The organism is Rhizobium sp. PEPV16, assembly GCF_008919455.1.
Lineage (GTDB): Bacteria > Pseudomonadota > Alphaproteobacteria > Rhizobiales > Rhizobiaceae > Rhizobium > Rhizobium leguminosarum_Q.
On sequence record NZ_VSZV01000310.1, the window covers coordinates 140,223 to 163,655 of the forward strand.

The following is a 23,433-nucleotide window of genomic DNA, read 5'->3' on the forward strand; positions in this document are numbered from 1 at the left end:
CGAGGGAAAAGCTGCCGGAAAACCGGCGGGACAAGAACAAGGGGAGGCGAATGTCGGTACTTCTGGCCGCAAGCCGGCTGATCGATTCGATCAGTCAGTTCATGGGCAAACTTTCCGAATATATGGTGCTGTTCTGCTGCCTGATCAGCGCCGGTAACGCCATCGTCCGCTATGCCTTCAACTACAGTTCGAACGGCTGGCTGGAGATCCAGTGGTATCTCTTCGCCTTCGTCGTCATGCTCGGCGCTTCGCATGCGCTGCGCAACAATGAGCATGTCCGCGTCGATCTGATCTATGGTTCGGTTTCCGACAGGGCGAAGATCTGGATCGACATCGTCGGCCTCATCGTCCTCCTCCTTCCCGCATGCGTCTATCTCACCTGGCTGTGCTGGCCCTTCTTCGCGCTCTCCTACCATCAGGGGGAAATATCGGGCAATGCCGGCGGGCTGATCCGCTGGCCCGTCAAGCTGATCCTCGTCGCCGGCTTCGCGTTGCTCTCCCTTCAGGGCCTCTCGGAACTGGTCAAGCGGATCGCAGCCCTCACCGGCCATATCAGCATCGATACGAAATACGAAAAGCCGCTGCAGTAATGCGGGCTGGGAGACACTGACTTGTTTGATTTCGGCATCATCCCGCCGGCCATGTTCCTGGGCATGGTCATCTTCATGCTCTACGGCTTTCCGGTCGCCTTTTCGCTCGCCGCCGTCGGCTTGTTTTTCGCCATCATCGGCATCGTCACCGGCCATTTCGGCGAGGTCTTCCTGCAGGCTCTGCCGCTACGCTTCTTCGGCATCCTTTCCAACGACCTCCTGCTCGCCATTCCCTTCTTCACCTTCATGGGCGCGGTACTGGAGCGCTGCGGGCTGGCCGAGGACCTGCTCGAGGGCACCGGCAAGCTCTTCGGTGGCATACCCGGGGGCCTCGCCTATGCCGTCATCCTCGTCGGCGCCGTGCTCGGCGCTATCACCGGCACGGTGGCCGCCTCCGTCATCACCATGGGGGTGATCTCGCTGCCGATCATGCTGCGCTACGGCTACAATCCGCGCCTTGCCACCGGCGTCATCGCCGCCTCGGGCACGATCACCCAGGTTATCCCGCCCTCGCTCGTGCTCGTCGTTCTTGCCGATCAGCTCGGCAGGTCGGTCGGTGACATGTATCTCGGCGCGATCGGCCCCTCGATCCTGCAGGTGACGATCTTCGTGCTCTTCATCCTGGTGATGTCGATTATCCGGCCGAAATCGATGCCGCCGCTGCCGAAAGAGGTGCGCGGCGATTTCAACTGGGCTCTGCTCGTGAAGGTGCTGATGGGCATGGTCCCCTCGATCGTGCTGATCTTCCTCGTGCTCGGCACGATCTTCATGGGCCTTGCAACACCGACGGAAGCAGGCGCGCTCGGCGTCGTCGGCGCCATTGTGCTTGCCGCCATGAATCGCCGCCTCACCTGGCCGCTGATCCGCGAAGCCATGGCATCGACCACGCACATCACATCCATGGTGGTGATGATCCTGATCGGCTCCACCTGTTTCAGCCTGGTCTTCCAGGGCATGGACGGCTCGCGCTGGATCGAGCACATGCTGTCGGGCATTCCCGGCGGGCCGGTCGGTTTCCTGATCTTCGTCAACATCTTCATCTTCGTGCTCGCCTTCTTCCTCGATTTCTTCGAGATCGCCTTCATCGTCATCCCGATGCTCGCTCCCGTCGCCTCCAGTCTCGGCATCGACCTGATCTGGTTCGGCGTGCTGATCTGCGTCAACATGCAGACGAGCTTCATGCATCCGCCCTTCGGCTTCGCGCTCTTCTACCTGCGCTCGATTGCCGGCAAGGACGTCAAGACTTCGGATATTTACATGGGCGCTCTCCCCTGGGTCGGCATGCAGCTGATCCTGGTGGCGATCGTGATCTTCTGGCCGCAATCGGTCACTTATTGGCTGGATCACGGCCCGAAGGTCGACCCGAACTCGATCAAGATCGAAGTCCCGGGCTTCGGCGGGCAGCTCGGCCTGCCGCCGCTGGGCGGCGGCGGTAATGGCTCGCCGCAGATCCCAGGCCTGACCCTGCCGCCGCTGAACGGCCTGCCGGGAGCACCGCCGCCACCGGCCAAATAGATGTTTAGTCCAGCAAAAAGCAAAACCCCGGATGGAGATCCGGGGTTTTGTATTGCGCTCGTCTGAAGTGTCGACGGCGGAAAGCTTAAAGCTTTCCGGCCCGCTGCTGGATCATCATGAACGTATCGAAGGTGTATTCTGACAGCTGCATCCACAGATAGGCGTCCCGCTTGAAGGCGGTCTGGTCGTCGTAGATCTTCTTGAAATATTGGTTCGTGCCCGAGATTTCGCTGTAGATGCCCGTGGCTGCCTGGAAGCAGGCTTCCATGATCTCCTGGCTGAACGGGCGCAGCGTCGCGCCCTCCGCGACGAGCTGCTTCAGCGCGGTTGGGTTCTTCGTGTCGTACTTCGCCAGCATGTTGGTGTTGGCAAAGGCGCAGGCGTCGGTCAGCGCTGCCTGATAGTGCTTGGGCAGGCTGCTCCATTTTTCGAGATTGAAGAACCCATGCACCGTCGGGCCACCTTCCCACCAGCCCGGATAATAGTAGTACTTCGCCACCTTGTGGAAGCCGAGCTTCAGGTCGTCATAGGGGCCGACGAATTCCGCCGCATCGATCGTGCCTTTTTCCAACGCCGGATAGATGTCGCCGCCGGCGATCTGCTGCGGGATGACGCCGACCTTCTCCATGACGCGGCCGGCAAGGCCGGCAATGCGCATCTTGACGCCCTTGAGGTCATCGAGCGTATTGATTTCCTTGCGGAACCAGCCGCCCATCTGCGCACCGGTATTGCCGGCCGGCAGCGCATACATGCCCTGCGTGGCATAAAATTCATTCATTAGCTTGTTGCCGTTGCCTTCGTAGTACCAGGCATTGGTCAGGCGGCTGTTCAATCCGAACGGAATGGCCGTTCCGATGGCATAAGTCGGGTCCTTGCCGACGAAATAATAGGAGGTGGTGTGGGCTGCCTCGACCGTACCGGCGGCAACCGCATCGACAGCCTGCAGGCCGGGCACGATTTCACCGGCCGCAAAGGGCTGGATCGTGAAATTGCCGTCCGTCGCGGCGGCAACATGCTTGGCGATATCCTCGGCTCCGCCATAGATCGTATCCAAGCTCTTCGGAAACGACGACGTCATGCGCCACGCGATCTTCGGATTCTCCTGCGCGATCGCAGGCGCTGCCAATGTCGTTGCGGCAACCACACCGGCGCCGGCGGTTCCCGCCTTCTTGAAAAACGAACGACGATCCATCAAAAACCTCCCGTATAGATGGTATTGCGCGGCGGCCTTCACCCTTACCCGCATCAAGGGCAAACCTAAGCATGGCGAGGGCCGCGATTCAAGCTTTAGTCTATTAGCCTTTGGCATCAGGACAGCAATAAGGTCGCCCGTAGGCGCCTATCAAAATCAGCAGCTTAGCGGCAATCGGGGAGATTCGGCACCGCTTTCGCAGGAATTCTGCCACCTCACGCAGCCAAGCGTTGACTTTACTGCCGTTCTGGCGGCAGAAACGGCAAGCACAAAGATTTCACCGGGGCTGATATGACGAAACCGATCGTTGCCATTCCTGCCGATATCCGCAGCTTCGACGGCGCAACCTGGCATGCCGTGCAGCATCAATATCTGCGTGCCGCGTTGAATGCCGCCGGCGTCATGGCCTTTATGATCCCGGCCTTCGAGGAAGGCTACGATACCGATGCGATCCTCGACCGCGTCGACGGTCTGCTGGTGTCCGGCTCGGCCAGCAATGTTCATCCCTCGCTCTACGGTGCCGAGGTGAATGACAAGCACGGCCCGTTCGACCCCGCCCGCGACGCCACCAGCCTGCCGCTCATCCGCCGCGCCATCGACCGCGCCGTCCCGCTGCTGGCCATCTGCCGCGGCATCCAGGAACTAAACGTCGCCCTCGGCGGCTCGCTGGCAAGCGAGATCCAGGAGCAGCCCGGCATCTGGGACCACCGCCGGCCGGAAGGCGTCGATCGGGACGGCATGTACGCCATTCGCCAGACCGTGCATGTCAAGGAAGGCTCCTGCATCGCCGGCATTCTTGGTCCGGGCGAGATCCGCGTGAATTCCCTGCATCGCCAGGCGATTGCCAGGACCGCTCCGCGCCTGCAGGTAGAAGCCATCGCCGAGGACGGCACGGTGGAGGCAGTTTCCGTCATCGACGCCAAGGCCTTTGCCGTCGGCGTGCAATGGCATCCGGAATATTGGGCTGAAACCGACAAGTCTTCGAACCAGCTGTTCGCCGCTTTCGGCGACGCCGTCCGCAGCTATGCCGCGGCCAAGCTGCGGATGATCCCCGCGCAGGCGATCGCCTGACTCCAGGCGCCCGCGAGGCGCTATGTCTGTTACTCGGCAAGCATCGTCCGCGGAGCCAACCCGCGCCTAAGCCTTCTGCGGCGTCTCCGGCACCGGCGTCAGCGCCGCACCCTTCTCGAACCAGGCAATGAGGTTGTCGGCGACGAGATCGGCCATTGCATTGCGTGTCGGCACGGACGCGGAGGCGACGTGCGGTAGCAGCACGGCATTGGTCGGTTCCAGCAGGTCGGCCGGCACGGTCGGCTCTTCATAGAAGACGTCGAGACCGGCAGCACCGAGCGCGCCGGAAACAAGCGCCGCACTCAGCGCCTCCTCGTCCACCGTCCAGCCGCGGCCGACATTGACGAGAATGCCGTCAGGGCCGAGTGCTGCCAGAATATCGGCATCGATCGTCTTGTGCGTCTGCGGCGTCTTCGGAACGATGGCGATCAGCGTATCCACAGCATTCGCCAGCCCCTTCAGCGTCGGGTGATAATCGTAGGGCACATCGGCATGGCGCGAACGTGTGTGGTAACTGATCTTCACCTTGAACGGCTCCAGCCGCTTGGCAATTTCGAGCCCAATGCGGCCAAGGCCGTAAAGCCCGACATGCCGGCCCTTCAGCGAGAAACGCGACAGCGGATAGGCGTTGCCCGGCTTCCAGTTGCCGGCGCGCAGCCAGGCTTCGGCCCGCGGCAATTCGCGGACCGTGTTCAGCAGCAAGCCGATCGCCGTATCGGCGACCTCATCGTTCAGCACATCAGGCGTATTGGTGACGACAATGCCTTTTTCGGCGGCATGTTTCACATCGACGCCATCATAACCGACACCGAAATTGGCGATCACTTCGGCGTGCGGCAGCTGGTCCATCCAGGCGCCCGGGAAGGAACCGGATACGGCGACGCCGCGGATGCGGCCGGCAATCTCGCCGTCAAGCGCAAGCGTCTCCTCGCGCGGGACGGCGATAATCTCAAAACGATCCTTCAACCTGCCGAGAACACGCTCGTGTATCTTCCCAGGAACGAGAATGGCGATGCGGGACATGGCTTTTCCTCTTGGATGGTGGTCTTGGTTCAGGCGCGCGGCCGATGGGGACTGGTGGACTGGCGAATGCGCATTTCCGGCTTGATCAGATGCATGCCGTCAGGCTCATGGCTGCCGGCAAGGCGATCGAGCAGCGCCCGGGCGGCCAGGCGCCCGACCTCGGCCTGACCGTTCCAGACGGTCGTTAGCGCAGGCGTAGCGATCGAGGCCTCCTCGAGATCGTCGTAGCCGGTGACGGAAATATCGCGTCCCGGCACCAGGCCGGCGCGCGCAATGCCGTTCATCAGGCCGATCGCCACGAGATCGTTCCAGCAGACGGCTGCGGTCGGCTTCTGCGGCAGCGACAGGAAATGCACTGCAGCCTCGAAACCGCCCTGTTTCGAGCGTGGACCGGGAATGCGCAGGTTCGGATCGACCTCGATGCCGGCCTTGCGGAGCGAATTGACATAGCCCTGGTAGCGGTCGCGGCCGGTGGATGTCTGGTCAGTGCCGCCGATCATGGCAATCGACCGATGACCGAGGCCGATCAGGTGGTTGGTGGCAAGCGAGATACCGTAGCTGTCGTCGCCGCGATAGGTCGGTAGGTCCTGCCCTTCCATCGAGCGGGCGACCAGGATCGCCGGCATGCCGTTGTCTTCCGCCAGTTGCACGTCCTCCGGCGGCGTACCGATCGCCGGCGACATGATGACGCCGTCGCCGCCGAGCTGCAGCAGCGTCTCGATGAAGGTGCGCTGCTTTTCGACATTGTCGTAATGATTGGAAAGGATGAAGGTGTGGCGGCTACGATCGAGCTCGCTTTCGATCGCCTTGAGGATCTCGCCATAGAACGGGTTCATGATGTCGTGCACGACGACGCCGATGATGCCGGAGCGGGAGGTCCGAAGGCTGGCGGCACGGCGGTTGTAGATATAGCCGAGCGCGCGCGCCTGTTCCTTGATCTTCTCCCGCGTATTGCCGGCGACGAGCGGACTGTCGCGTAAGGCAAGCGATACGGTCGCCGTTGAAATGCCGAGCGTTTCGGCGATTGTCGAAAGCTTGATCTTCTGGACCACGTGTCCTCCTCCAGGCAGCACGCAAGCAGCAAGACCCCGCCGTCAAACCGGCGCGGCCCTTAAAATGTTTAATTAAAAGATTTAATCGATGGAAGCAATTCGTCTTTCGGGGAAATTTCAGTCTTCGTCCGGTTCTTCGATATGAATGGCTTCGGCCTGCAGATTGGCATCGATCGCCTTCAGCAGTCGGACGAGATTGCGAATTTCCTTCTCGGAGAACTCCTGCGTCGCCAGCCTGTCGCAGGCCGAGGCCGCCATCTCGATCCCCTGAACGCTGCCGCGGCCGAGTTCGGTGAGATAGACTTTGGTCAGGCGCGCATCTTCCGCATCGGGCTTGCGCTCGAGAAATCCCTGCGCCTCCATGCGGCCGATCGTGCGCGTCATCGTCGGCGCCTTGACCCCGAGCTTCTGGGCAAGACCGCCTGCCGTCATGCCGTCGCTCTCGGCAAGCGAGAGAATGACGCCGTCCTGGCCGGCATAGAGCCCGCTTTCAAGCAGGTTGCGCGAAAGCACCGTCCGCATGGAACGCGCTGCCTGGGTCAGGGCCGGGGAGAGATCGACGAGCGTATACTCGGTCTGGTCCTTCTTCTTAGACTTGTTCTTTTTGCCGTCCTTGTGCTTCTTTCCCATAGCCATCCCTTTGATCTTTAAGCCCCGACGCCGCTGCGATATGACATTGCTCAGGATCTCGTCATAAACAAGAGGCAACGACCGGATGATGACACCTTCGCCGCGCTTCGAGGACAGCAACCCGGCCTTTGCACCTGACGGGCGCCGTCTGATTGCCGTGTTGCCGCTCGGCGCCCATGAACAGCACGGCCCTCACCTGCCCTTCGAAACCGACACACTGGTTGCCGAAGGCATCGCCGGGCGATTGAAGATGGCCCTGCCCGCTGGCCTGCCGGTCACCTTCCTGCCCGCCGAATCCATCGGCTATTCCATAGAGCATATGGATGTTGAAGGAACGAAGACGCTTGCCTTCGACGAAGCGGTATACCGCTGGCTCGGCATCGCCGAAGGCCTGGCAAAGCAGGGCATCCGCAAATTCGTGATGCTGAACGCCCATGGCGGCAATTCGCCCGTCATATCAATCGTCGCCACCGAGGCGCGGGTCCGCTTTGCCATGCTGGCGGCGGCAACGAGCTGGACCCGTTTCGGCGTGCCGGATGGCCTGGTCACGCCGGAGGAAAAGGCGATCGGTATCCATGGCGGCGATATCGAGACCTCGGTGATGCTGGCCCTTCATCCCGACAAGGTTGATATGGCGAAGGCGGCGGACTTCCCCTCGCGACAGACGGAATTCGCCGAGCGCTTCAAACATCTGCGCGCCTACGGGCCGCACGCCTTCGGCTGGAAGATGTCGGACCTCAATGTCGAAGGCGTGGCGGGCAATGCCGCAGCTGCGACGGCAGAGAAAGGCGAGGCGCTGATTGCCCATGCGGTAAAAGGACTGGTCGAATTGCTTGGTGATGTCGATGCATTCGATGTCGCGCAACTCAGGTGAATATGGGCCATCTGGACCGGCCAGACGATGTGATCTTATAACATTATAAAACCCTTTGAACTGCCACGCTCAAGCCATTATATGAGACCAACCGTTCAAGCAGCCGATCCCAAGCCGCTCGGCCGCACGCCTAATCCTAGAGGTTCTCATGACCGACGCGATCTCCACCCAGAAGCCTATTCCCGTTACCGTGCTCACCGGTTATCTCGGTGCCGGCAAGACGACGCTGCTCAACCGCATCCTCTCCGAAAATCACGGCAAGAAATATGCGGTCATCGTCAATGAATTCGGCGAAATCGGCATCGACAACGACCTGATCGTCGAGTCGGACGAGGAAATCTACGAGATGAACAATGGCTGCGTCTGCTGCACGGTGCGCGGCGACCTGATCCGCGTCGTCGAAGGCCTGATGCGCCGCCCCGGCCGCTTCGACGGCATCATCGTCGAAACGACCGGCCTTGCCGATCCGGTGCCGGTGGCCCAGACCTTCTTCATGGATGACGATGTGCGCGCCAAGACTGAGCTCGACGCCGTCGTCGCCCTCGTCGATGCCAAGCACCTGCCGCTGCGCCTGAAAGACAGCCGCGAGGCAGAAGACCAGATCGCCTTCGCCGACGTCGTCATCATCAACAAGAGCGACCTGGTGACCCCGGAAGAACTTGATGTGATCGAAGATATCGTCCGCGCCATCAACCCGGCTGCCCGTGTTTACAAGACCAGCCGCTCCGGCGTCGACCTCGCCCGCGTGCTCGATCAGGGCGCCTTCAACCTGGAACGCGCGCTTGAGAACGATCCGCATTTCCTGGAGCAGGGCCATGACGACCATGTCTGCGGCCCGGATTGCGATCACGACCATCACCATCATAACCATGATCACGATCATCACGGCCACGACCATCATCACCATGGCGCCCATAACCATGGCGCGATGTCGGCGATCCACGATGTGACGGTGCAGTCGGTGTCGCTGCGCGGCGGCGAGATGAACCCGGAGCGCTTCTTCCCCTGGATCCAGAAGATCACCCAGACGCAGGGGCCGAATATTCTGCGTCTCAAGGGCATCATCGCCTTCAAGGACGATCCCGAGCGTTACGTCGTTCAGGGTGTGCACATGATCATCGAGGGTGATCACCAGCGGCCGTGGAAGGAAGGCGAAAAGCACGAGAGCCGTCTCGTCTTCATCGGCCGCGAACTCGACCGCGAGAAGCTCGAAGCCTCCTTCAAGGCCTGCGAGGCAGCCGCCTGATGCCGACAGTTGCACCGCTTGATCTCGACGGCCACGTTCTGGCCGTCGAATTTTTAGGTGATGTTCCCTTCTTCGCAAGCGCAAACGGTACATTCCACCGGCTGGACGGCGGCGACAGGGTTTCTGAAGCCCATCAGGGCATGCTCACCGCCATTCGTGATCCCTACAACGAGAGCCTGATCTCGGGCGGCGAGGACGGCAAGGTGCTGCGCATTGCCGCCGACGGCAGCGTCAGCGAAATCGCGACCGCGCCGCGCAAGTGGATTTCGCAGGTGGCAGCCGGCCCGCAGGGCGCCGTTGCCTATTCCTACGGCAAGAGTTCGCTCGTGCGTCTTGCCGATGGCACGACCAAGGAATTCCCCGAAGAGCGCACCGTCGAAGGTCTTGCCTTTGCGCCGAAGGGCCTGCGCATCGCGGCCGCGCGCTACAACGGTGTGTCGTTGCACTGGATCGGCATGAATGCCAAGCCGATCGATCTGGAATGGAAGGGTGCGCATACCGGCGTCACCTTCTCGCCTGATGGTAATTTCCTCGTCACCTCGATGCAGGAAAACGCATTGCACGGCTGGAAGCTCGACATCAAGCACGGCACCGAAGCCCGCCACATGCGCATGACCGGCTATCCCTCCAAGGTGAAATCGCTCTCCTGGTCGGTCAAGGGCAAGTGGCTCGCGTCTTCAGGCGCGCCCGCGGCAATCGTCTGGCCCTTCCAGGGCAAGGACGGGCCGATGGGCAAGGCGCCGCTGGAGCTCGGCACCCGCGCCAATATCATGGCGACCGCGGTGAAATTCCATCCGCTCGAGGACATCCTCGCCATCGGCTTCATCGACGGCATGATTCTGGCCGTGCGCATCGCCGACAGCAAGGAAGCGCTGCTGCGCCGGCCCGGCAAGGGTGCGATCACAGCGATGAGCTGGAGCAAAAACGGCAAGTTGCTCGCCTTCGGCTCGGAAGCCGGCGATTGTGGTGTCATCGATATTTCGGCTTGAGGCCGTTGCCGGCATGGACGACGCCCTGATGGAACCCGAAATCATGGCGCTCACCGCCGATCACATGCAAGCCGCGGCCGCAATCAGACGTGCTTCCCTGTGGCAGCGGCTGCCCTGGCTGCCGGATGTGCATACGCCCGAGGAGGAAGAGCAGTATTGGCGCATGCATCTGCTGCTGAATTGCTCCATCCTCGGCGCTGCCATGGGCAACCGGCTCGTCGGTGTCATCGCCTATGGCGACAACTGGATAGAGCAGCTTTACGTTCTCCCCGGTTTCCAGGGCATGGGCATCGGCTCTTCACTCCTCGGCCGCGCCAAGGAGGAGATGAACGAGATCAGGCTCTGGACGTTTAAGCGTAATGCAGGCGCTCGTGCTTTCTACGAACGGCATGGTTTTACCGCTGAAAAGGAGACCGATGGCGCCGACAACGAAGAGCGGGAGCCTGATGTGCTCTATCATTGGCGCCGGCTTCCGGAGCTGACTCCTCGCCCGCAGCCATCCGGTTAGAATACGCTATCGGACTCAAGGCCGTAGGATATCGGGGCTTGCCAAACGCCGTGCCCGGGCGAAACATGAACCACGAGCAGGAAGCGCTTTCCGCTGCCGTGACTGACAGAGGAAACGGAAATGTCGAAATCCACCCGCCTCGGTTTAGCCGGGCAACAGCCGCAGCCTTTGGCCGACGCATCCGTCTGGACCGTGATCCGCGCCGAGGCGGCCGAGTTCGCCGCGCGCGAGCCGATATTGCGGCAGCTGCTTGCCGCTCAGGTAACGGACACTGCCAACAACGATGAGATCATCGCCCGCGTGCTGGCCGCGCGGCTCTCCGTAGCGCAGGTGGAAACGGGTGATTTGTTCGATCTCATCCTGTCCACACTTGATGACGATATCATGCGGAAGGTCGAGGCCGATCTCATCGCCGTGCGCGAGCGCGATCCGGCCTGCACGACATTTCTGCACGCGCTTCTCAACCTGAAGGGCTTTCATGCGCTTGAGACGCATCGCATCGCCCATGCGCTCTGGATCGCCGGCCGTCCGGAGATCGCCAGTTGGCTCGCCAATCTCGTTTCGCTGGTCTTCGGCCCGGATATCCATCCGGCGGCACGGATCGGCGCATCCATCATGCTCGACCACGGTTCGGGCATCGTCATCGGCGAAACGGCTGTCATCGAGGATGAAGTGTCTATCCTGCAGAACGTCACGCTCGGCGGCACCGGCAAGGAGACCGGCGACCGCCACCCGAAGATCCGCCACGGCGTGATGATCGGCGCGGGCGCCAAGATCCTCGGCAATATCGAAATCGGCGCCTTCAGCAAGGTCGCCGCCGGCAGCGTCGTGCTCAAACCGGTTCCCACGCATTGCACGGTTGCCGGCGTGCCGGCAACGGTCGTGCGCATCCACCGCGCCGACGAAATCCCGGCCGAGACGATGGACCAGAATATCTAGAGCAATTCCAGCAAAAGTGCGTAGCGGTTTTGCGTTCGGAATTGCGCAAAGGCAAAAAGATAGAGCCGCTTCGACATAGGAACATTCGCCCCGTTCCTACGCGGCCTGCTGATTCTCCCCGAAGGCTTCGACCCGGTTGCGGCCTTCGCGCTTGGAACGGTAGAGCGCCTCGTCCGCCTTCTGCGTCAACCGCTCAAAATCTCCACCGCTTTCCGCACGCGCGGCAACGCCGATGCTCAGCGTCGGAAAGACGGCCAGATCCGGCCGCTGCATGACGGCAGCGGCGAAAGCGAGACGGATGCGCTCGGCAATCGCCATCGCCTCCTCCAGGGAAACGTTTTTCAGCACCGCCAGGAATTCATCCCCGCCTTGACGGGCGAGCAGGTCGCCGGAGCGCATGATGCCTCTCGAAACACTGGCGAAAAGCCGCAGGATGTCGTCACCGGCAGCATGGCCATGCCTGTCGTTCAGTTGCTTGAAATGGTCGATATCGATGATCAGCAGCGATACCGGCTGGGAACCGAGAGCCGGCAGATGCTGGGCAAGGCCGCCGCGATTGAGCGCGCTGGTCAGCGGATCGTGGTGAGCGAGTTCCGTCAGCTGATTTCGGCTGCGCTCGGCGGCCATCAGCACCATGGCCATGCTGCGCAGCATGATGAAGGCGACCGCCGATACCGCCATCCAGCTGTGAATTGCACTGCCGCCGAAGGGATCCGGCCCGCCGATCTCACCGGTCGCCGCGAGAATGCTGCGAACCGCAAAGATCGCGGCAGTGCAGGTGTAGAGGCCGACAAGCAAGGCTGCCGAATAAAGCCTCTCGCGCCGGACAATGCCGATCGCCTCCCTTGCAACGGCAAGATCGCAGAGGCAGCAGATGACGGAGACGTAGAGGAGCCTCGCCGAGACTGCCGATGGATCGCTGACGATGAGGACGACAGGAACGCTGACGAGCATGATCGCAAGCCAGAAAGTGCGCTGGTCGAGCGCTCGTCCCGAAAAGACGCGCACGGCAAAGAACATCAGCATATAGCCGGCGATGGTGACGATATTGCCGCCGTCGATCGAGACGGAGGTGGGAACGAGATTGCGCAGCGCGACGAGAAACGAGCCGACACCGACAAGAAGGTTGCTCAAGCCCCACCAGAGCGGCCACCTCTCGAAGCGACCCGTCGCATAGGCTGCAAGCTGGAGAACGCCCAGCACGAAACAGCTCACGGCAACAATGAAATAGATTGTCCTGAGATCCAGTAGCATGGCGCTTTCCCGAAATTCTCGCGGAACTTACAGGAAGCGTTTTGCGGTTTGATTGGAGCCTTCGCTAAAAATTTAACGATCGGGGTTTTTCGCCGCTGCATAATTCAAAGTCCTACAGCGCGTCTGAAAGACGCGCGGCCCTGTCGTCAGGCGGCACGCACCGAGCCGATGATGTCCGCCAACAGACCGTGCAGCAAATCCCTGTAGCCGCTTCGGGCAGACGGACCGCTCTCTTCCGAGGTCATGACGACGGTGAGATCGAGCGACGGCACGATGTAGAGCATCTGCCCGCCATATCCCCAGGCGAAATGCACCTGCTCGCCGCCGATCTGCCGCGTGAACCAGCCATAGCCATATTCGTCGCCCGAGAAGCGCGAGTTGGTGCGCTGCTGCCACGACTGGGCAATCCAGTCGGCAGGGACGATCTGGCGGCCGTTGGCGGTCTTGCCGCCGTTGCGGTAGAGTTCACCGAAGGCAAGCAGGGACCGGGCGCTCATCGCCATCTGATTGCCGCCCAGATAGATGCCCTGCGGATCGCGCTCCCATGCGCCAATGCGGAAACCTTCGACGGGACCCAGCCATTCGCGCGCCAACACCAGCGTCGGCCGCCGGCCGACCTTGGTGAGAATGGCCGAAAGCAGATGCGTGGATGCGGTGGAATAGAGCATCTCGCCACCGGGCTGATCGACGAAAGGCTGCGACAGCGCAAAGCGCACCCAGTTGCGCGAGGAGACCCAGCGGCCGTAGTTCGCCCCCGACATGCGATCGAGCCCCGCCTGCATGGAGAGAAGATTGCCGATGGTGATGTCGTTGATGCGCGGGTCTGGTGCTGCCGGAAGATCGGCCTTCAGGATCGGCGCGATCTTCTGGTCCGGCCCCGTCAACAGGCCTTTGTCGATGGCGATACCGACCAGCGCCGAAATGATCGACTTCGAAGCGGATTTGATATTGGTCGATTCCGAGGGCGAATGACCGTGGAACCCACGTTCGCTGAGCACGCGTCCGTCGCGAGCGACAATCACCGTCTTGAGAGGCCTCATCGCGGGGTCGCTCGCCGCGCGATCGAGACGCGGGCCAAGCCCGCCGACGCCGGAAGCCGTGCTCTGGGCAGCCGCCGGCCCCGTTGCAGCAAGTGGCAGGCAGAAGAAAAGCAGAAGGGAAAGAAGGCGGATCATGCGACGCAAGATAGGATATCGCCGCGATATGTTCGCCTGCCGGCGCCCTTTTTCACGCGATTGTGTTTCCGCGTGCTGCCGGCGCCTTTTCGAAACTTGATGCCAGAAAGACAATCCGCGCCGCAACCACACCAGGCCCGCCTGCCTGCGTGGTCAAACGGCGCGGATATTACCAGCCGGGGGAAAAATTCCCAACCTGGCCGGCCGGTCGGCGCAGCCTTACGGCTCCGCGTGACGTTTCAGGCCGATCCGGCCCAATCCCGTTCTAGGCTGCGCGGCGAGCCGGGGCACCGGTCAGCATGCGTCCCGAGGGGACGATCATGCCGGCCGCGCCGTCAAGCCAGCCTTCCGTGAGCTCGAGCGCCAGAAAGCGCGAGCGTTCGAACGGACCCGGCATGACGAGATGGCGAGCCTTTTCGGCAAAGAAGCCGAAGCGCTCGTAATAGGCAGCATCGCCGACGAGCAGGACGGCGCCGTGCCCGCGCTTCTTCGCTTCGAGAATCGCCGCGCGCATCAGCGCCGAGCCGATGCCCTTGCCGCCCTGATGCGGCGCAACGGCGAGCGGTCCAAGCAGCAGCGCATTGATCGGCGTGCCTTCGTCATTGACACCGGCCTCGATGTTCCAGAGCCGCACCGAGCCGATGACATGGCCGTCGCGATCGCGCGCGACGAGCGCAAGGCCCTCGGCCGGGACGCGGTTGCGGCGGATCTTCTCCGACGATTTCTTGCGGCGATCCGGGCCCATGACGCGGTCGAGCAGGTTTTCACGCGCAACGACATCCGAGGGATTTTCGGCGTCGATGGCGAAAGTGGTAGGCGCAAAGAATGCGCGGACAGAATCAAGAACAGCGGCCATCTTGGCCTCCCGTACCCAATACCGTTATCAGCGGCGATGAAGGAAAATTGTGAAATTGCCGCCCCGGCTGGTTACGGGGCCGGCGGAAACGACCTTAGATGACGTAGGACTTCAATGGGTCGAAACCGTTGAAAGCGACCGCCGAATAGGTCGTCGTATAGGCGCCGGTGCCTTCGATCAGGACCTCGTCGCCGATCGAAAGGGAGATCGGCAGCGGATAGAGGTTCTTCTCGTAGAGCACGTCGGCCGAATCGCAGGTCGGACCGGCAATGACGCAGGGCTCCATCTCGTCGCCGTCGTGTTCCGTGCGGATCGGATAGCGGATGGCTTCGTCCATCGTCTCGGCGAGACCGCCGAACTTGCCGATGTCGAGGAAGACCCAGCGGGCATCGTCATTGTCCGACTTCTTCGAAATCAGAACGACTTCCGCCTTGATGACACCGGCATTGCCGACCATGCCGCGGCCCGGCTCGATGATCGTCTGCGGGATCTGGTTGCCGAAATGCGTGCGCAGCGCCTGGTAGATCGACTTGCCGTAAGCTTCTGCGGACGGGACGTCACGCAGGTACTTGGTCGGGAAGCCGCCGCCCATGTTGACCATCTGCAGGTGGATGCCCTGCTTGGCAAGCGATACGAAGACGCGCTTGGCATCGGCGAGCGCCGAATCCCAGGCATCGACCTTGGTCATCTGCGAACCGACATGGAACGAGACGCCATAGGACTGCAGGCCAAGCTGATGGGCGTAGACGAGAACGTCGACAGCCATCTGCGGAACGCAGCCGAACTTGCGCGACAGCGGCCATTCGGCGCCTTCGCCATCCGTGAGCACGCGGCAGAAGACACGGGCGCCGGGAGCGGCGCGCGAAATCTTCTCGACTTCCTCGTGGCTGTCGACGGCAAAGAGGCTGACGCCGAGCGCATGCGCGCGGGCAACGTCACGTTCCTTCTTGATCGTGTTGCCATAGGAGATGCGGGCGGCGGTCGCACCGGCTTCGAGCGCCATTTCGATTTCGGCAACGGATGCACAATCGAAATTGGAGCCGAGGCCTGCAAGCAGCTTCAGCACTTCGGGAGCCGGGTTGGCCTTGACGGCATAATAGATGGCGCTGTCCGGCATGGCGTGACGGAAGGCGTGGAAATTGTCGCGAACGACGTCGAGGTCAACCACGAGGCAGGGACCATCGGGACGTCGGGTTGCGAGAAAGTCGCGGATGCGCTGAGTGGTCATATCGATTCCCTCTTCCAATTCCAGAGCTCCGGCATGAACCGGAGGACAAAGGGCATACGATAGCTCGCATTGGAACCAGCCGGTGGAGACCCCGGAACCATAGCAAGCGCTCGATGCGCAGATAGTGAACCAACGCCGCGATGCGGTGTAAGTTCGGCTTTGTCTGCCATGGATTGGAGGGAGAATCCCAACCGCACTTCCGGCAATGATGGTGTGCCTCTTCAGTAACCCCCGCTGATGGAAAGCAGGGAGAGAACAAAAAGGCCCGCACCGTCGTTGCTTCAGGCGTCCTCGCATTTTCCGGTTGGCCGGAATAGCGACTGGAGGGGTTAATTCCAGGTACCTTACCGATTTCCTCACCAATTCGAGGGTTCGGCGGACACCCATGGGCACGTGCGACTTTGGGCTGAGTGGGAAATAGGAATATTCGCCTTCATAATCAAGCGATTTTTTGATCTTGGGGCTAAAAAAATTATTGAACAAGACGAGCCAATTTGTTCAACATTCCGAAACAGCCTGAGGGGTGCCATGGATACCTTGACCCGCATACGCGCCTTCATCGATGTCGTCGAGGCCGAAGGCTTCTCCGCCGCGGCACGGCGCACCGGTCGCTCCAAGGCGCTGCTCTCCAAATATGTGCGCGAGTTGGAGGACGAGCTCGGTGCGCTGCTGCTCAACCGCACCACCCGTCAGTTCTCGATGACCGAGGCCGGCCATACCTATTACCGCACCGCCTCCGATATCCTGAAGGAGATCGACAACCTCGCCGATCTCGTGCGTGAAAACAATGCGCAGCTCAAGGGACGGCTGCGCATCTCGGTGCCGCGCACCTTCGTCGATGCCGATGTCGGCCAGTCGCTGATCGACTTCGCCAAGGAGAACCCGGACCTTTCGCTGGAGATCGCCGCCGACGACCGGTTCGTCGATCTGATCGAGGAAGGTTTCGACGTGGCGATCCGCATCACCAAGCTCGAAGATTCCGGCATGATCGCCCGCAAGATCTCGGATTTCCGCATCCATATCTGCGCCACCCCTGAATTTCTCGAGCGCTATCCCGATCTCGATCACCCGACGGCCCTTTCCAGCGTCCCCTTCATCGTCGATACCAATGCGCGCACCCAGGCGAGCATCCGCTTCCACAATCCCGACAACACCTCGTTCGCAGTTGCCGTTTCCGGACCGATAGAGGTGAACAGCCCGCATGCGACATTACGCGCAGCACTGGCCGGCATCGGCGTAGCCTTCATCCCGGATTTCATCGCCCGCAAGCCAATCGAGAGCGGCGAACTGGTGACCCTGTTCAACGATTACATCCCCACCGACCGCGGCATCTATGCCGTTTACCCACACCGGCGCTACCTGCCGGCCAAGGTGAGGATTTTCGTCGATTACCTGCACAACTGGTTCAAGAAGCACCCATGATGCGACAACAGGTTCCATGTTGATCCACATGGCTGAGACGATCGGACGGCGACGATCGGGGAACCGCCAGTGAAGCCCGTCCCAATTCCGTCCCAATTTCTGGCAAGAAGTCAGGGTCACCGAACAGAGCAGCGGAATAGATGAAACATTCAACGATACTGATGGCGGCGCTTCTTTCGCTGGCGCCGGCCGCCGCCTTTGCCCATCCGCACATCTTCGTGGAAGCGCGCCTCGAAGTCGTGGCCGGCAAGGACGGCAGTGTCGAGGAGCTGCGCAATGTCTGGCGCTTCGACGAGGTCTTTTCGTCCTCCGTCGTCATGGATTTCGACAAGAACACCGACCTGAAGCTGGAGCCGAACGAGCTCGCGGAGGTCGGAAAGACGGTGAAGCAGTCGCTTGCCGACTACGATTACTACATGAACCTGACGATCAACGGGAAGAACATCACCGTCCAGAAGCCTGACATCATCCATGTCGACTACAAGGAAGGTCAACTGCTGATGTTCTTTGCGGTGAAGCCGGTGGAGAAGATGCCACTCAAGGGCAGGCTCAGCTTCGGCGTCTATGACCCGACGCTCTATACCTCGATCGACTTTCCCACGGACGGTGAGCTCGCGATCGTCGGAGACGGCTTCAAGGCCTGCAAACATCAGGTAGTGCGGCCCGATGCCGACCAGGTGATATCGGAAAACAAACAGTCGCTGACGGACGCTTTCTTCAACGATCCCACCGGCACCAACATGTCCAAACTCTTCGCCACCCGGCTGGAGGTCACATGCTGACAAAACGCCTGCCCCTCATTTTTTCTGCAGTCGTCCTCGCGCTCCTAGCGGCGGCAAGTCTCGCCCATGCGCAATCTCCGCTTGGCATCGGCACGGCGGAGCCGAGCTTCCAGCCGACCGGCGGTCCGCTCGCACCGCTTTTGCTCTATGTGAATTATGAACAGCAGGCCTTCTACCGGGCGCTGACCGGCGCCTTAAAGGCGATGCGTCAAGACCCATGGCAACTGGCATCGCTGATCGGCCTGTCCTTCGCCTACGGCGTCTTCCATGCAGCCGGCCCGGGCCACGGCAAGGCGGTCATCTCCTCCTATATGATTGCCAACGAGATCGAGCTGAAGCGCGGCGTGATGATTTCCTTCATTTCGGCCTTCATCCAGGGCGTGGTGGCGGTAGCGCTGGTCGGCGGCGCCTGGTTGGTGTTGCGCGGCACCGGCATCACGCTGACGGCAGCGACCCACGCGATGGAGATCGCCAGCTTCATCATGGTCATCCTGTTCGGCGGCTGGCTGCTGTTTCGCAAACTGCGCTCGATAGCCGGCAATATGCCACGGCGCCGGCTGATGGCGACGCCTGCCGGCCCGGTCAGCATGATGCTCGACTGGAAGGATAATGCAGCCGAACGCCAGGCCTATGCCTTCAACGGCAAGGCGCAGGCTGTCGAAGCCGGCCACACCTTTGTTCCCGGCATGGTCTGCGAGACCTGCGGCAATGCCCACGTGCCCGACCCGGCCCTGCTCGGCGGCGATAAGTTCAGCGTCCGCGAGGCCTGGTCGGCAATCGTTGCCGTCGGTCTGCGCCCCTGTTCCGGCGCCTTGCTGGTCATGACCTTCTCACTGCTGAACGGGCTCTATCTCGGCGGCGTGCTGTCGATCGTCGCCATGTCGCTCGGCACGGCGATTACCGTTTCCCTACTTGCCACACTTGCCGTCACTGCCAAGAGCGCGGCCGTCCGCCTCTCCGGACGCGGCTCGACCGCCTCGATCTGGGTCGGCAATGCCATCGAAATCCTCGGCGCCGTGCTCGTCATGCTGATGGGCGCCCTGCTGCTTGGGGCCTCGCTGCAGGGTTAAACCTATTTCCCCCGGCTGCGCTGGTAACGCGCCCGCAACCAGAAGACAGCGAAAAACGCCATGATCAGGCAGACGCCGACGACGATCGCCAACGTCGGCGAGAAGTTGCCGATCCACAGAACGATGGTCGGCAGAAAATAGATGACCAGCGCAGCGCTAAGCAGGATGATGCCGGCGGCGGTCGCCTGCGAGCGGCTTTCCGGGCTCATACGAGCCTTTCCTTTTCGAGATCGGCGCGGATATCCTGCAGGCGGCGGATCTGATTGCCCTGGGCGTCGAAATTCGCGGGGGAAAGCCATGCTTCGAAGGCATCGTTGATCACCGGCCATTCGGCATCGATCATCGAGAACCAGGCGGTGTCGCGGTTGCGATGCTTGGAGATCATGTGCTGGCGGAAGACCCCTTCGAAGCTGAAGCCGTAACGCGCGGCCGTCGTCTTGCTCGCCTCGTTCTTATTGTCGCATTTCCATTCGTAGCGGCGGTAGCCGAGATCCTCGAAGACGTGCTTGGCCATCAGGTAATGCGCCTCGGTCGAAAGCGGCGACCGCTTCATCTCGGCCCCGTGCGCCACTCCGCCGATCTCGACGACGCCGTTTGCCGGGTCGGCGCGCATGTAGTTCGCCATGCCGACAATCTTGCCGGTGGCGTTGTCGCGGAAGATATGGGTGAGCCAGCCGGACTTGGTATTGACGGTTTCCAGCCAGCTGGCGAAATCGTCGATACCGGAGAAATCGTCCTGCGCGAAATAGAGAAGCAGCGGGTTGATGCCCATGCCGCCGAGCCCGTCCCACAGCGCCTCGAGATGTTCCGCGCGCCGATAGGGTTCAACCGTGACGAAACGGCCCTTCAGCGTCACCGGCTTCGGCGCCGGGCAGCCCTTGAAATTTGCAAGATCGCGCATGTTCACTCCCCTTTTCGGAAGAGTGGATAGGCCAGCCGCCCGACAAAGGCAACCGGCCTAGATGTCACTGTGACAAGGTCACCTTGGCGGAGGATACCGTCGCCTCGATATGGTCGACCAGTTGGTCGGCAAGGCCGAGGCGGCCGGCAAGCAGATCGAGATAACCGCGCTCGGCGCGTGAATCCGGCTCGATGGTGAGCCGCGAGGCGGTGTAGAGCTCGACGCGCTGTTCTTCCGTCACCGCGGCGGCCACGAGCGCATCAATATCCGTCGGCGAGGCGAGTTCATGCTCGATGAAGGCCGCAGCCTCGCCGCTGACATCGGCGGCCTTGACCTTCTCCATGATGAGGGCGCGTTCGGCATCGTCGATATGGCCGTCGGCCTTGGCGGCGGCAATCATCGCGCGGATCAGCACCAGGGCGAATTCATTGCTGCCGGCAGGCGACGTCGGCCCGAAACCGGATTCGGCAGGCGGCGGCAGAAGCACCGGATTATTGGCCGACGGTGCATCGGAAGGGGCAGCGGGGGCCTGCCCGGCCTGGTAATTCTTGTAGGCTTGGTAACCGAGGCCGGCAATCGCGGCAAGACCGCCGATCGCCAGTGCATTGCCGGCAATACTGCGGCCGGTCTTGGTGCCGAGGAGCGCGGCAGCAATGGCACCGGTCTTCATCGGATTGTTCCTGGCCGTCTGAACGGCATCACCCGCCCTGTCGCGGACCGAGCCGCCGAGACCCGGCACCTGCGAACCCAAGAACTGGTCGAGAAGCTTTTTTGCGTCGAACATTCCTCGTCATCTCCCTGTTGAAACTGGAGGAGTACATAGGTTTGCGACGGCTGAAATACAAACTTGGGGAGCGGGATTGAGCCATGAGGCTCGCCCGCCCTTGCCGAAACTCAGGCCTTCAGCGCCGCCGCCTCTGCCGCGAGCTTGGTAATGCCGGCCCAGGCGCCGGCCGCGACCAGTTCCTTTGGCGCCACCCACGAGCCGCCGACGCAAATGACGTTCGGCAGCGAGAGATAATCATTGGCATTCTTCAGCGAAATACCGCCGGTCGGGCAAAACAGCGTGCCGGCAAGCGGCGAGGACAGCGCCTTGAGATAGGCGGCGCCGCCAGCCTGCTCGGCCGGGAAGAATTTCAGCACCTGGTAACCTTCTTCGCGCAGCGCCATGACTTCGCTGGCGGTCGCAGCGCCCGGAAGCAGCGGCACGTCGGAATCGGCGGCGGCATCGAGCAGTTCCTGCGTCGTGCCCGGGCTGACGATGAACTTCGAACCGGCCTCGACGGCGGCTTCCCAATGGGCGACATTGAGGATCGTGCCGGCGCCGACTTCGGCCCCCTCGACCTCTGCGGCGACAGCGCGCACGGCCTCGAGCGCCGCCGGCGTGCGCATGGTGATCTCGATCGCCTTCAGGCCGCCCGCGACGAGCGCACGGGCCAGCGGCACCGCCGTCTTCGCATCGTCGACGATCAAGACCGGAACGACAGGCTGGAGTTTCAGGATGGAAAGGAGCTTCTCTGTTTTCTCGCCCATGGTCGCGCGACCTCCTTGAAACGATTGAATTCGGACCCCGAATAACGCCCCCGCGGAACCTTGTCGAGCTAAAACCGGGCCGCATGCCGAGAAGGGTATGAAATGCGTGGAAATTGGGCTACCGTGCCGCAATCGTCACAAAAGGTTCACCAGTATGGCGAAAGAGATCGAGCGGAAGTTTCTTGTGCGCAGCGATGGATGGCGTTCCGCCGTCGAGACGAAGTCTGTCCTCAGGCAGGGTTATATTGCCTCGATGGACGACCGCTCCGTCCGGGTGCGCATCCTCGACGGCAGGAAGGCGAAACTGACGATCAAGATCGGCCGCAGCGCCATCACTCGTGACGAATTCGAATATGACATCCCCATCGCCGATGCCGAAGAGCTGTTGCAGAACGCGATCGGCGTCGTCATCGAGAAGACGCGCCATCGCGTTCCGCATGAGGATTTCGTCTGGGAAGTCGACGTCTTCACCGGCGAGCACCGCGGACTGGTGATCGCCGAGGTGGAAATGACGGCGGAGACCGATGATCCGCCCCTGCCCACCTGGCTCGGCCGCGAAGTGACCGGCGATTTCCGCTATTCCAATCAGGCCCTTGCCACAGAATACGGGCACGACAGGCATGGCCTATCGCATTCGGCCTGACGCCGATTTCACCAAGGCGTTCCGCAGCGTCGCGACAGAGCAGCTGGAACGCGCCGTCACTTTCCTTGAGGAACGCCCGGACGGCGCGCATGAGGCGATCCATTCTTTCCGCAAGAACCTGAAGCGGTTGCGCTCACTCTACCGCCTCGTGGCCCGCGAGGTGCCGGATTTTCAGGCCCAGGAAAATGCGAGGCTGCGCGATACCGCACGCTCGCTTTCGGCGATCCGCGACGCTGCCGCCCTCATCGGCACCGCGAAATATCTGCAGCACGCAGCCCGCGGGAACGAGGAGAGCGAGGCGCTCGGCCGCATCGTCACCATTCTTGAAGGGCGCCGTGACTGGATGGCGCAGGCCGAAAGCGGCCTGGAACAGCGGCTCGCGGAAACCTCCGACGTTCTGAAGGAAGCGATCTCCGCCCTGGATGCCATCTCCTTTGATGGCGGCCACCGCAAGAATGCCCGCATGCTGGCAAAGAGCTGGCGCCGCACGGCGCGGAAGGCCAAGACCGCGCTTGCGGCTTGCCATGGCGAGGCATCGGCCGACGATTTCCACGATCTGCGCAAACGCACCTATGACTATCGGCTCTACCATGCCCTTTTGCGTGACGTCTGGCCGGGCGCGATGAAGGTCAAGCGCGATGCCGCCAAGGAACTTGTCGAGGATCTCGGCCACATCCACGATCTCACCGTGCTCTCCGAACTGGTCGAGGCCGAACCGCAGCTCTTCACCCGCAATGACGATCTTGCGCATCTGCTCGACATCATGATCTTCCGCCAGCAGGAAGACCGGCGGCAAGCGCTGGTCAAGGCCGAAGCCGTCTTCGCCGATGATGCCGACGAGGAAGCGGAGCGCATCGAGCTTCTCTGGTTGATGGCTGGAAACTGAGAGAAGGTCGCCGCTGGCAAAGGCAATTGCGCGGCCCGCTGATTTTCTGTATTT

Annotated in this window: 25 protein-coding genes; 13 read left to right on the forward strand and 12 right to left on the reverse strand. The window is 61.7% G+C overall.

What is annotated here, in order from left to right:
* The first annotated feature begins 50 nt into the window (after positions 1-50).
* Both FY112_RS17720 and FY112_RS17725 read left to right on the forward strand, forming a co-directional pair.
* Entirely contained in the window at positions 51-590 is a 540-nt protein-coding gene (locus tag FY112_RS17720) for a TRAP transporter small permease subunit (RefSeq protein WP_026158887.1), read from the forward strand.
* 21 nt (positions 591-611) lie between these two features.
* Complete coding sequence (locus FY112_RS17725) at positions 612-2,105, forward strand: TRAP transporter large permease subunit (protein ID WP_151518974.1); 1,494 nt, start codon at positions 612-614, stop codon at positions 2,103-2,105.
* Positions 2,106-2,190: 85 nt separating this feature from the next.
* On the opposite strand, the gene FY112_RS17730 is transcribed toward FY112_RS17725, so the two are convergent.
* Positions 2,191-3,297, reverse strand: a complete 1,107-nt coding sequence (locus FY112_RS17730) for a TRAP transporter substrate-binding protein (RefSeq protein ID WP_151518975.1) — start codon at positions 3,295-3,297, stop codon at positions 2,191-2,193.
* A 291-nt stretch (positions 3,298-3,588) separates the two neighbouring features.
* Here FY112_RS17730 and FY112_RS17735 point away from each other — a divergent pair, with 291 nt between their 5' ends.
* On the forward strand, positions 3,589-4,368 hold the full coding sequence (locus FY112_RS17735) for a gamma-glutamyl-gamma-aminobutyrate hydrolase family protein (protein WP_151518976.1): 780 nt from the start codon (positions 3,589-3,591) through the stop codon (positions 4,366-4,368).
* Positions 4,369-4,434: 66 nt separating this feature from the next.
* Here the strand turns inward: FY112_RS17735 and FY112_RS17740 are convergent, their stop codons facing one another.
* The 3 genes from FY112_RS17740 to FY112_RS17750 all read right to left on the reverse strand — a co-directional run bounded on the left by FY112_RS17740 (position 4,435) and on the right by FY112_RS17750 (position 7,073).
* On the reverse strand, positions 4,435-5,391 hold the full coding sequence (locus FY112_RS17740; RefSeq protein WP_151518977.1) for a 2-hydroxyacid dehydrogenase: 957 nt from the start codon (positions 5,389-5,391) through the stop codon (positions 4,435-4,437).
* A gap of 29 nt (positions 5,392-5,420) precedes the next feature.
* Positions 5,421-6,443, reverse strand: a complete 1,023-nt coding sequence (locus FY112_RS17745; protein ID WP_003542973.1) for a LacI family DNA-binding transcriptional regulator — start codon at positions 6,441-6,443, stop codon at positions 5,421-5,423.
* Positions 6,444-6,560: 117 nt separating this feature from the next.
* Positions 6,561-7,073 carry a MarR family transcriptional regulator gene (locus FY112_RS17750; RefSeq protein WP_025396056.1) on the reverse strand — a complete coding sequence of 171 codons (513 nt, stop codon included), beginning with the start codon at positions 7,071-7,073 and terminating at the stop codon, positions 6,561-6,563.
* Positions 7,074-7,158: 85 nt separating this feature from the next.
* Between FY112_RS17750 and FY112_RS17755 the strand changes: the two genes are divergently transcribed.
* From FY112_RS17755 to cysE, 5 genes are all read left to right on the forward strand, one after another.
* Positions 7,159-7,947: a creatininase family protein gene (locus tag FY112_RS17755; RefSeq protein ID WP_151518978.1), complete on the forward strand. Its 789-nt coding sequence runs from the start codon at positions 7,159-7,161 to the stop codon at positions 7,945-7,947.
* Between the two features lie 148 nt (positions 7,948-8,095).
* Positions 8,096-9,193, forward strand: coding sequence for a GTP-binding protein (locus FY112_RS17760; RefSeq protein ID WP_094087405.1), 1,098 nt, complete (start codon positions 8,096-8,098; stop codon positions 9,191-9,193).
* The gene (locus FY112_RS17765; RefSeq protein ID WP_151518979.1) at positions 9,193-10,182 is read left to right on the forward strand and encodes a WD40 repeat domain-containing protein; all 990 of its coding nucleotides are present in this window, start codon (positions 9,193-9,195) and stop codon (positions 10,180-10,182) included. The genes FY112_RS17760 and FY112_RS17765 overlap by 1 nt, the downstream gene beginning before the upstream one ends.
* Positions 10,183-10,195: 13 nt before the next feature.
* Positions 10,196-10,690: a GNAT family N-acetyltransferase gene (locus tag FY112_RS17770; protein WP_131641726.1), complete on the forward strand. Its 495-nt coding sequence runs from the start codon at positions 10,196-10,198 to the stop codon at positions 10,688-10,690.
* Between the two features lie 120 nt (positions 10,691-10,810).
* Entirely contained in the window at positions 10,811-11,629 is an 819-nt protein-coding gene (cysE, locus tag FY112_RS17775) for a serine O-acetyltransferase (RefSeq protein WP_131641706.1), read from the forward strand.
* Between the two features lie 96 nt (positions 11,630-11,725).
* On the opposite strand, the gene FY112_RS17780 is transcribed toward cysE, so the two are convergent.
* The 4 genes from FY112_RS17780 to odc2 all read right to left on the reverse strand — a co-directional run bounded on the left by FY112_RS17780 (position 11,726) and on the right by odc2 (position 16,142).
* Positions 11,726-12,883: a GGDEF domain-containing protein gene (locus FY112_RS17780; RefSeq protein WP_151518980.1), complete on the reverse strand. Its 1,158-nt coding sequence runs from the start codon at positions 12,881-12,883 to the stop codon at positions 11,726-11,728.
* A gap of 146 nt (positions 12,884-13,029) precedes the next feature.
* Positions 13,030-14,058 carry a serine hydrolase gene (locus tag FY112_RS17785; RefSeq protein ID WP_025396063.1) on the reverse strand — a complete coding sequence of 343 codons (1,029 nt, stop codon included), beginning with the start codon at positions 14,056-14,058 and terminating at the stop codon, positions 13,030-13,032.
* Positions 14,059-14,323: 265 nt separating this feature from the next.
* Positions 14,324-14,914: an N-acetyltransferase gene (locus FY112_RS17790; RefSeq protein ID WP_151518981.1), complete on the reverse strand. Its 591-nt coding sequence runs from the start codon at positions 14,912-14,914 to the stop codon at positions 14,324-14,326.
* Positions 14,915-15,008: 94 nt separating this feature from the next.
* Positions 15,009-16,142: an ornithine/lysine decarboxylase gene (gene odc2, locus FY112_RS17795; protein WP_025396064.1), complete on the reverse strand. Its 1,134-nt coding sequence runs from the start codon at positions 16,140-16,142 to the stop codon at positions 15,009-15,011.
* 528 nt (positions 16,143-16,670) lie between these two features.
* Between odc2 and FY112_RS17800 the strand changes: the two genes are divergently transcribed.
* The 3 genes from FY112_RS17800 (at position 16,671) to FY112_RS17810 (ending at position 19,416) form a co-directional block, all read left to right on the forward strand.
* Positions 16,671-17,564 (forward strand): LysR family transcriptional regulator, encoded by an 894-nt coding sequence (locus FY112_RS17800; protein WP_020051677.1) that lies wholly within the window; start codon positions 16,671-16,673, stop codon positions 17,562-17,564.
* Between the two features lie 140 nt (positions 17,565-17,704).
* Positions 17,705-18,346: a DUF1007 family protein gene (locus FY112_RS17805; protein ID WP_065281302.1), complete on the forward strand. Its 642-nt coding sequence runs from the start codon at positions 17,705-17,707 to the stop codon at positions 18,344-18,346.
* Positions 18,340-19,416: a nickel/cobalt transporter gene (locus FY112_RS17810; RefSeq protein WP_151518982.1), complete on the forward strand. Its 1,077-nt coding sequence runs from the start codon at positions 18,340-18,342 to the stop codon at positions 19,414-19,416. The genes FY112_RS17805 and FY112_RS17810 overlap by 7 nt, the downstream gene beginning before the upstream one ends.
* A gap of 2 nt (positions 19,417-19,418) precedes the next feature.
* Here the strand turns inward: FY112_RS17810 and FY112_RS17815 are convergent, their stop codons facing one another.
* The 4 genes from FY112_RS17815 to FY112_RS17830 all read right to left on the reverse strand — a co-directional run bounded on the left by FY112_RS17815 (position 19,419) and on the right by FY112_RS17830 (position 21,850).
* The gene (locus FY112_RS17815; RefSeq protein WP_017962148.1) at positions 19,419-19,625 is read right to left on the reverse strand and encodes a hypothetical protein; all 207 of its coding nucleotides are present in this window, start codon (positions 19,623-19,625) and stop codon (positions 19,419-19,421) included.
* Positions 19,622-20,317, reverse strand: coding sequence for a GNAT family protein (locus FY112_RS17820; RefSeq protein ID WP_151518983.1), 696 nt, complete (start codon positions 20,315-20,317; stop codon positions 19,622-19,624). The genes FY112_RS17815 and FY112_RS17820 overlap by 4 nt, the downstream gene beginning before the upstream one ends.
* A 64-nt stretch (positions 20,318-20,381) precedes the next feature.
* Positions 20,382-21,101: a tellurite resistance TerB family protein gene (locus tag FY112_RS17825; protein WP_020051681.1), complete on the reverse strand. Its 720-nt coding sequence runs from the start codon at positions 21,099-21,101 to the stop codon at positions 20,382-20,384.
* 110 nt (positions 21,102-21,211) lie between these two features.
* Complete coding sequence (locus FY112_RS17830; protein WP_151518984.1) at positions 21,212-21,850, reverse strand: 2-dehydro-3-deoxy-phosphogluconate aldolase; 639 nt, start codon at positions 21,848-21,850, stop codon at positions 21,212-21,214.
* 154 nt (positions 21,851-22,004) lie between these two features.
* On the opposite strand from FY112_RS17830, the gene FY112_RS17835 reads away from it, so the two are divergent.
* Both FY112_RS17835 and FY112_RS17840 read left to right on the forward strand, forming a co-directional pair.
* Positions 22,005-22,493 (forward strand): CYTH domain-containing protein, encoded by a 489-nt coding sequence (locus tag FY112_RS17835; RefSeq protein WP_017962151.1) that lies wholly within the window; start codon positions 22,005-22,007, stop codon positions 22,491-22,493.
* Positions 22,471-23,379: a CHAD domain-containing protein gene (locus FY112_RS17840; RefSeq protein ID WP_151518985.1), complete on the forward strand. Its 909-nt coding sequence runs from the start codon at positions 22,471-22,473 to the stop codon at positions 23,377-23,379. Before FY112_RS17835 ends, FY112_RS17840 begins: the two co-directional genes overlap by 23 nt.
* Positions 23,380-23,433: the final 54 nt, after the last annotated feature.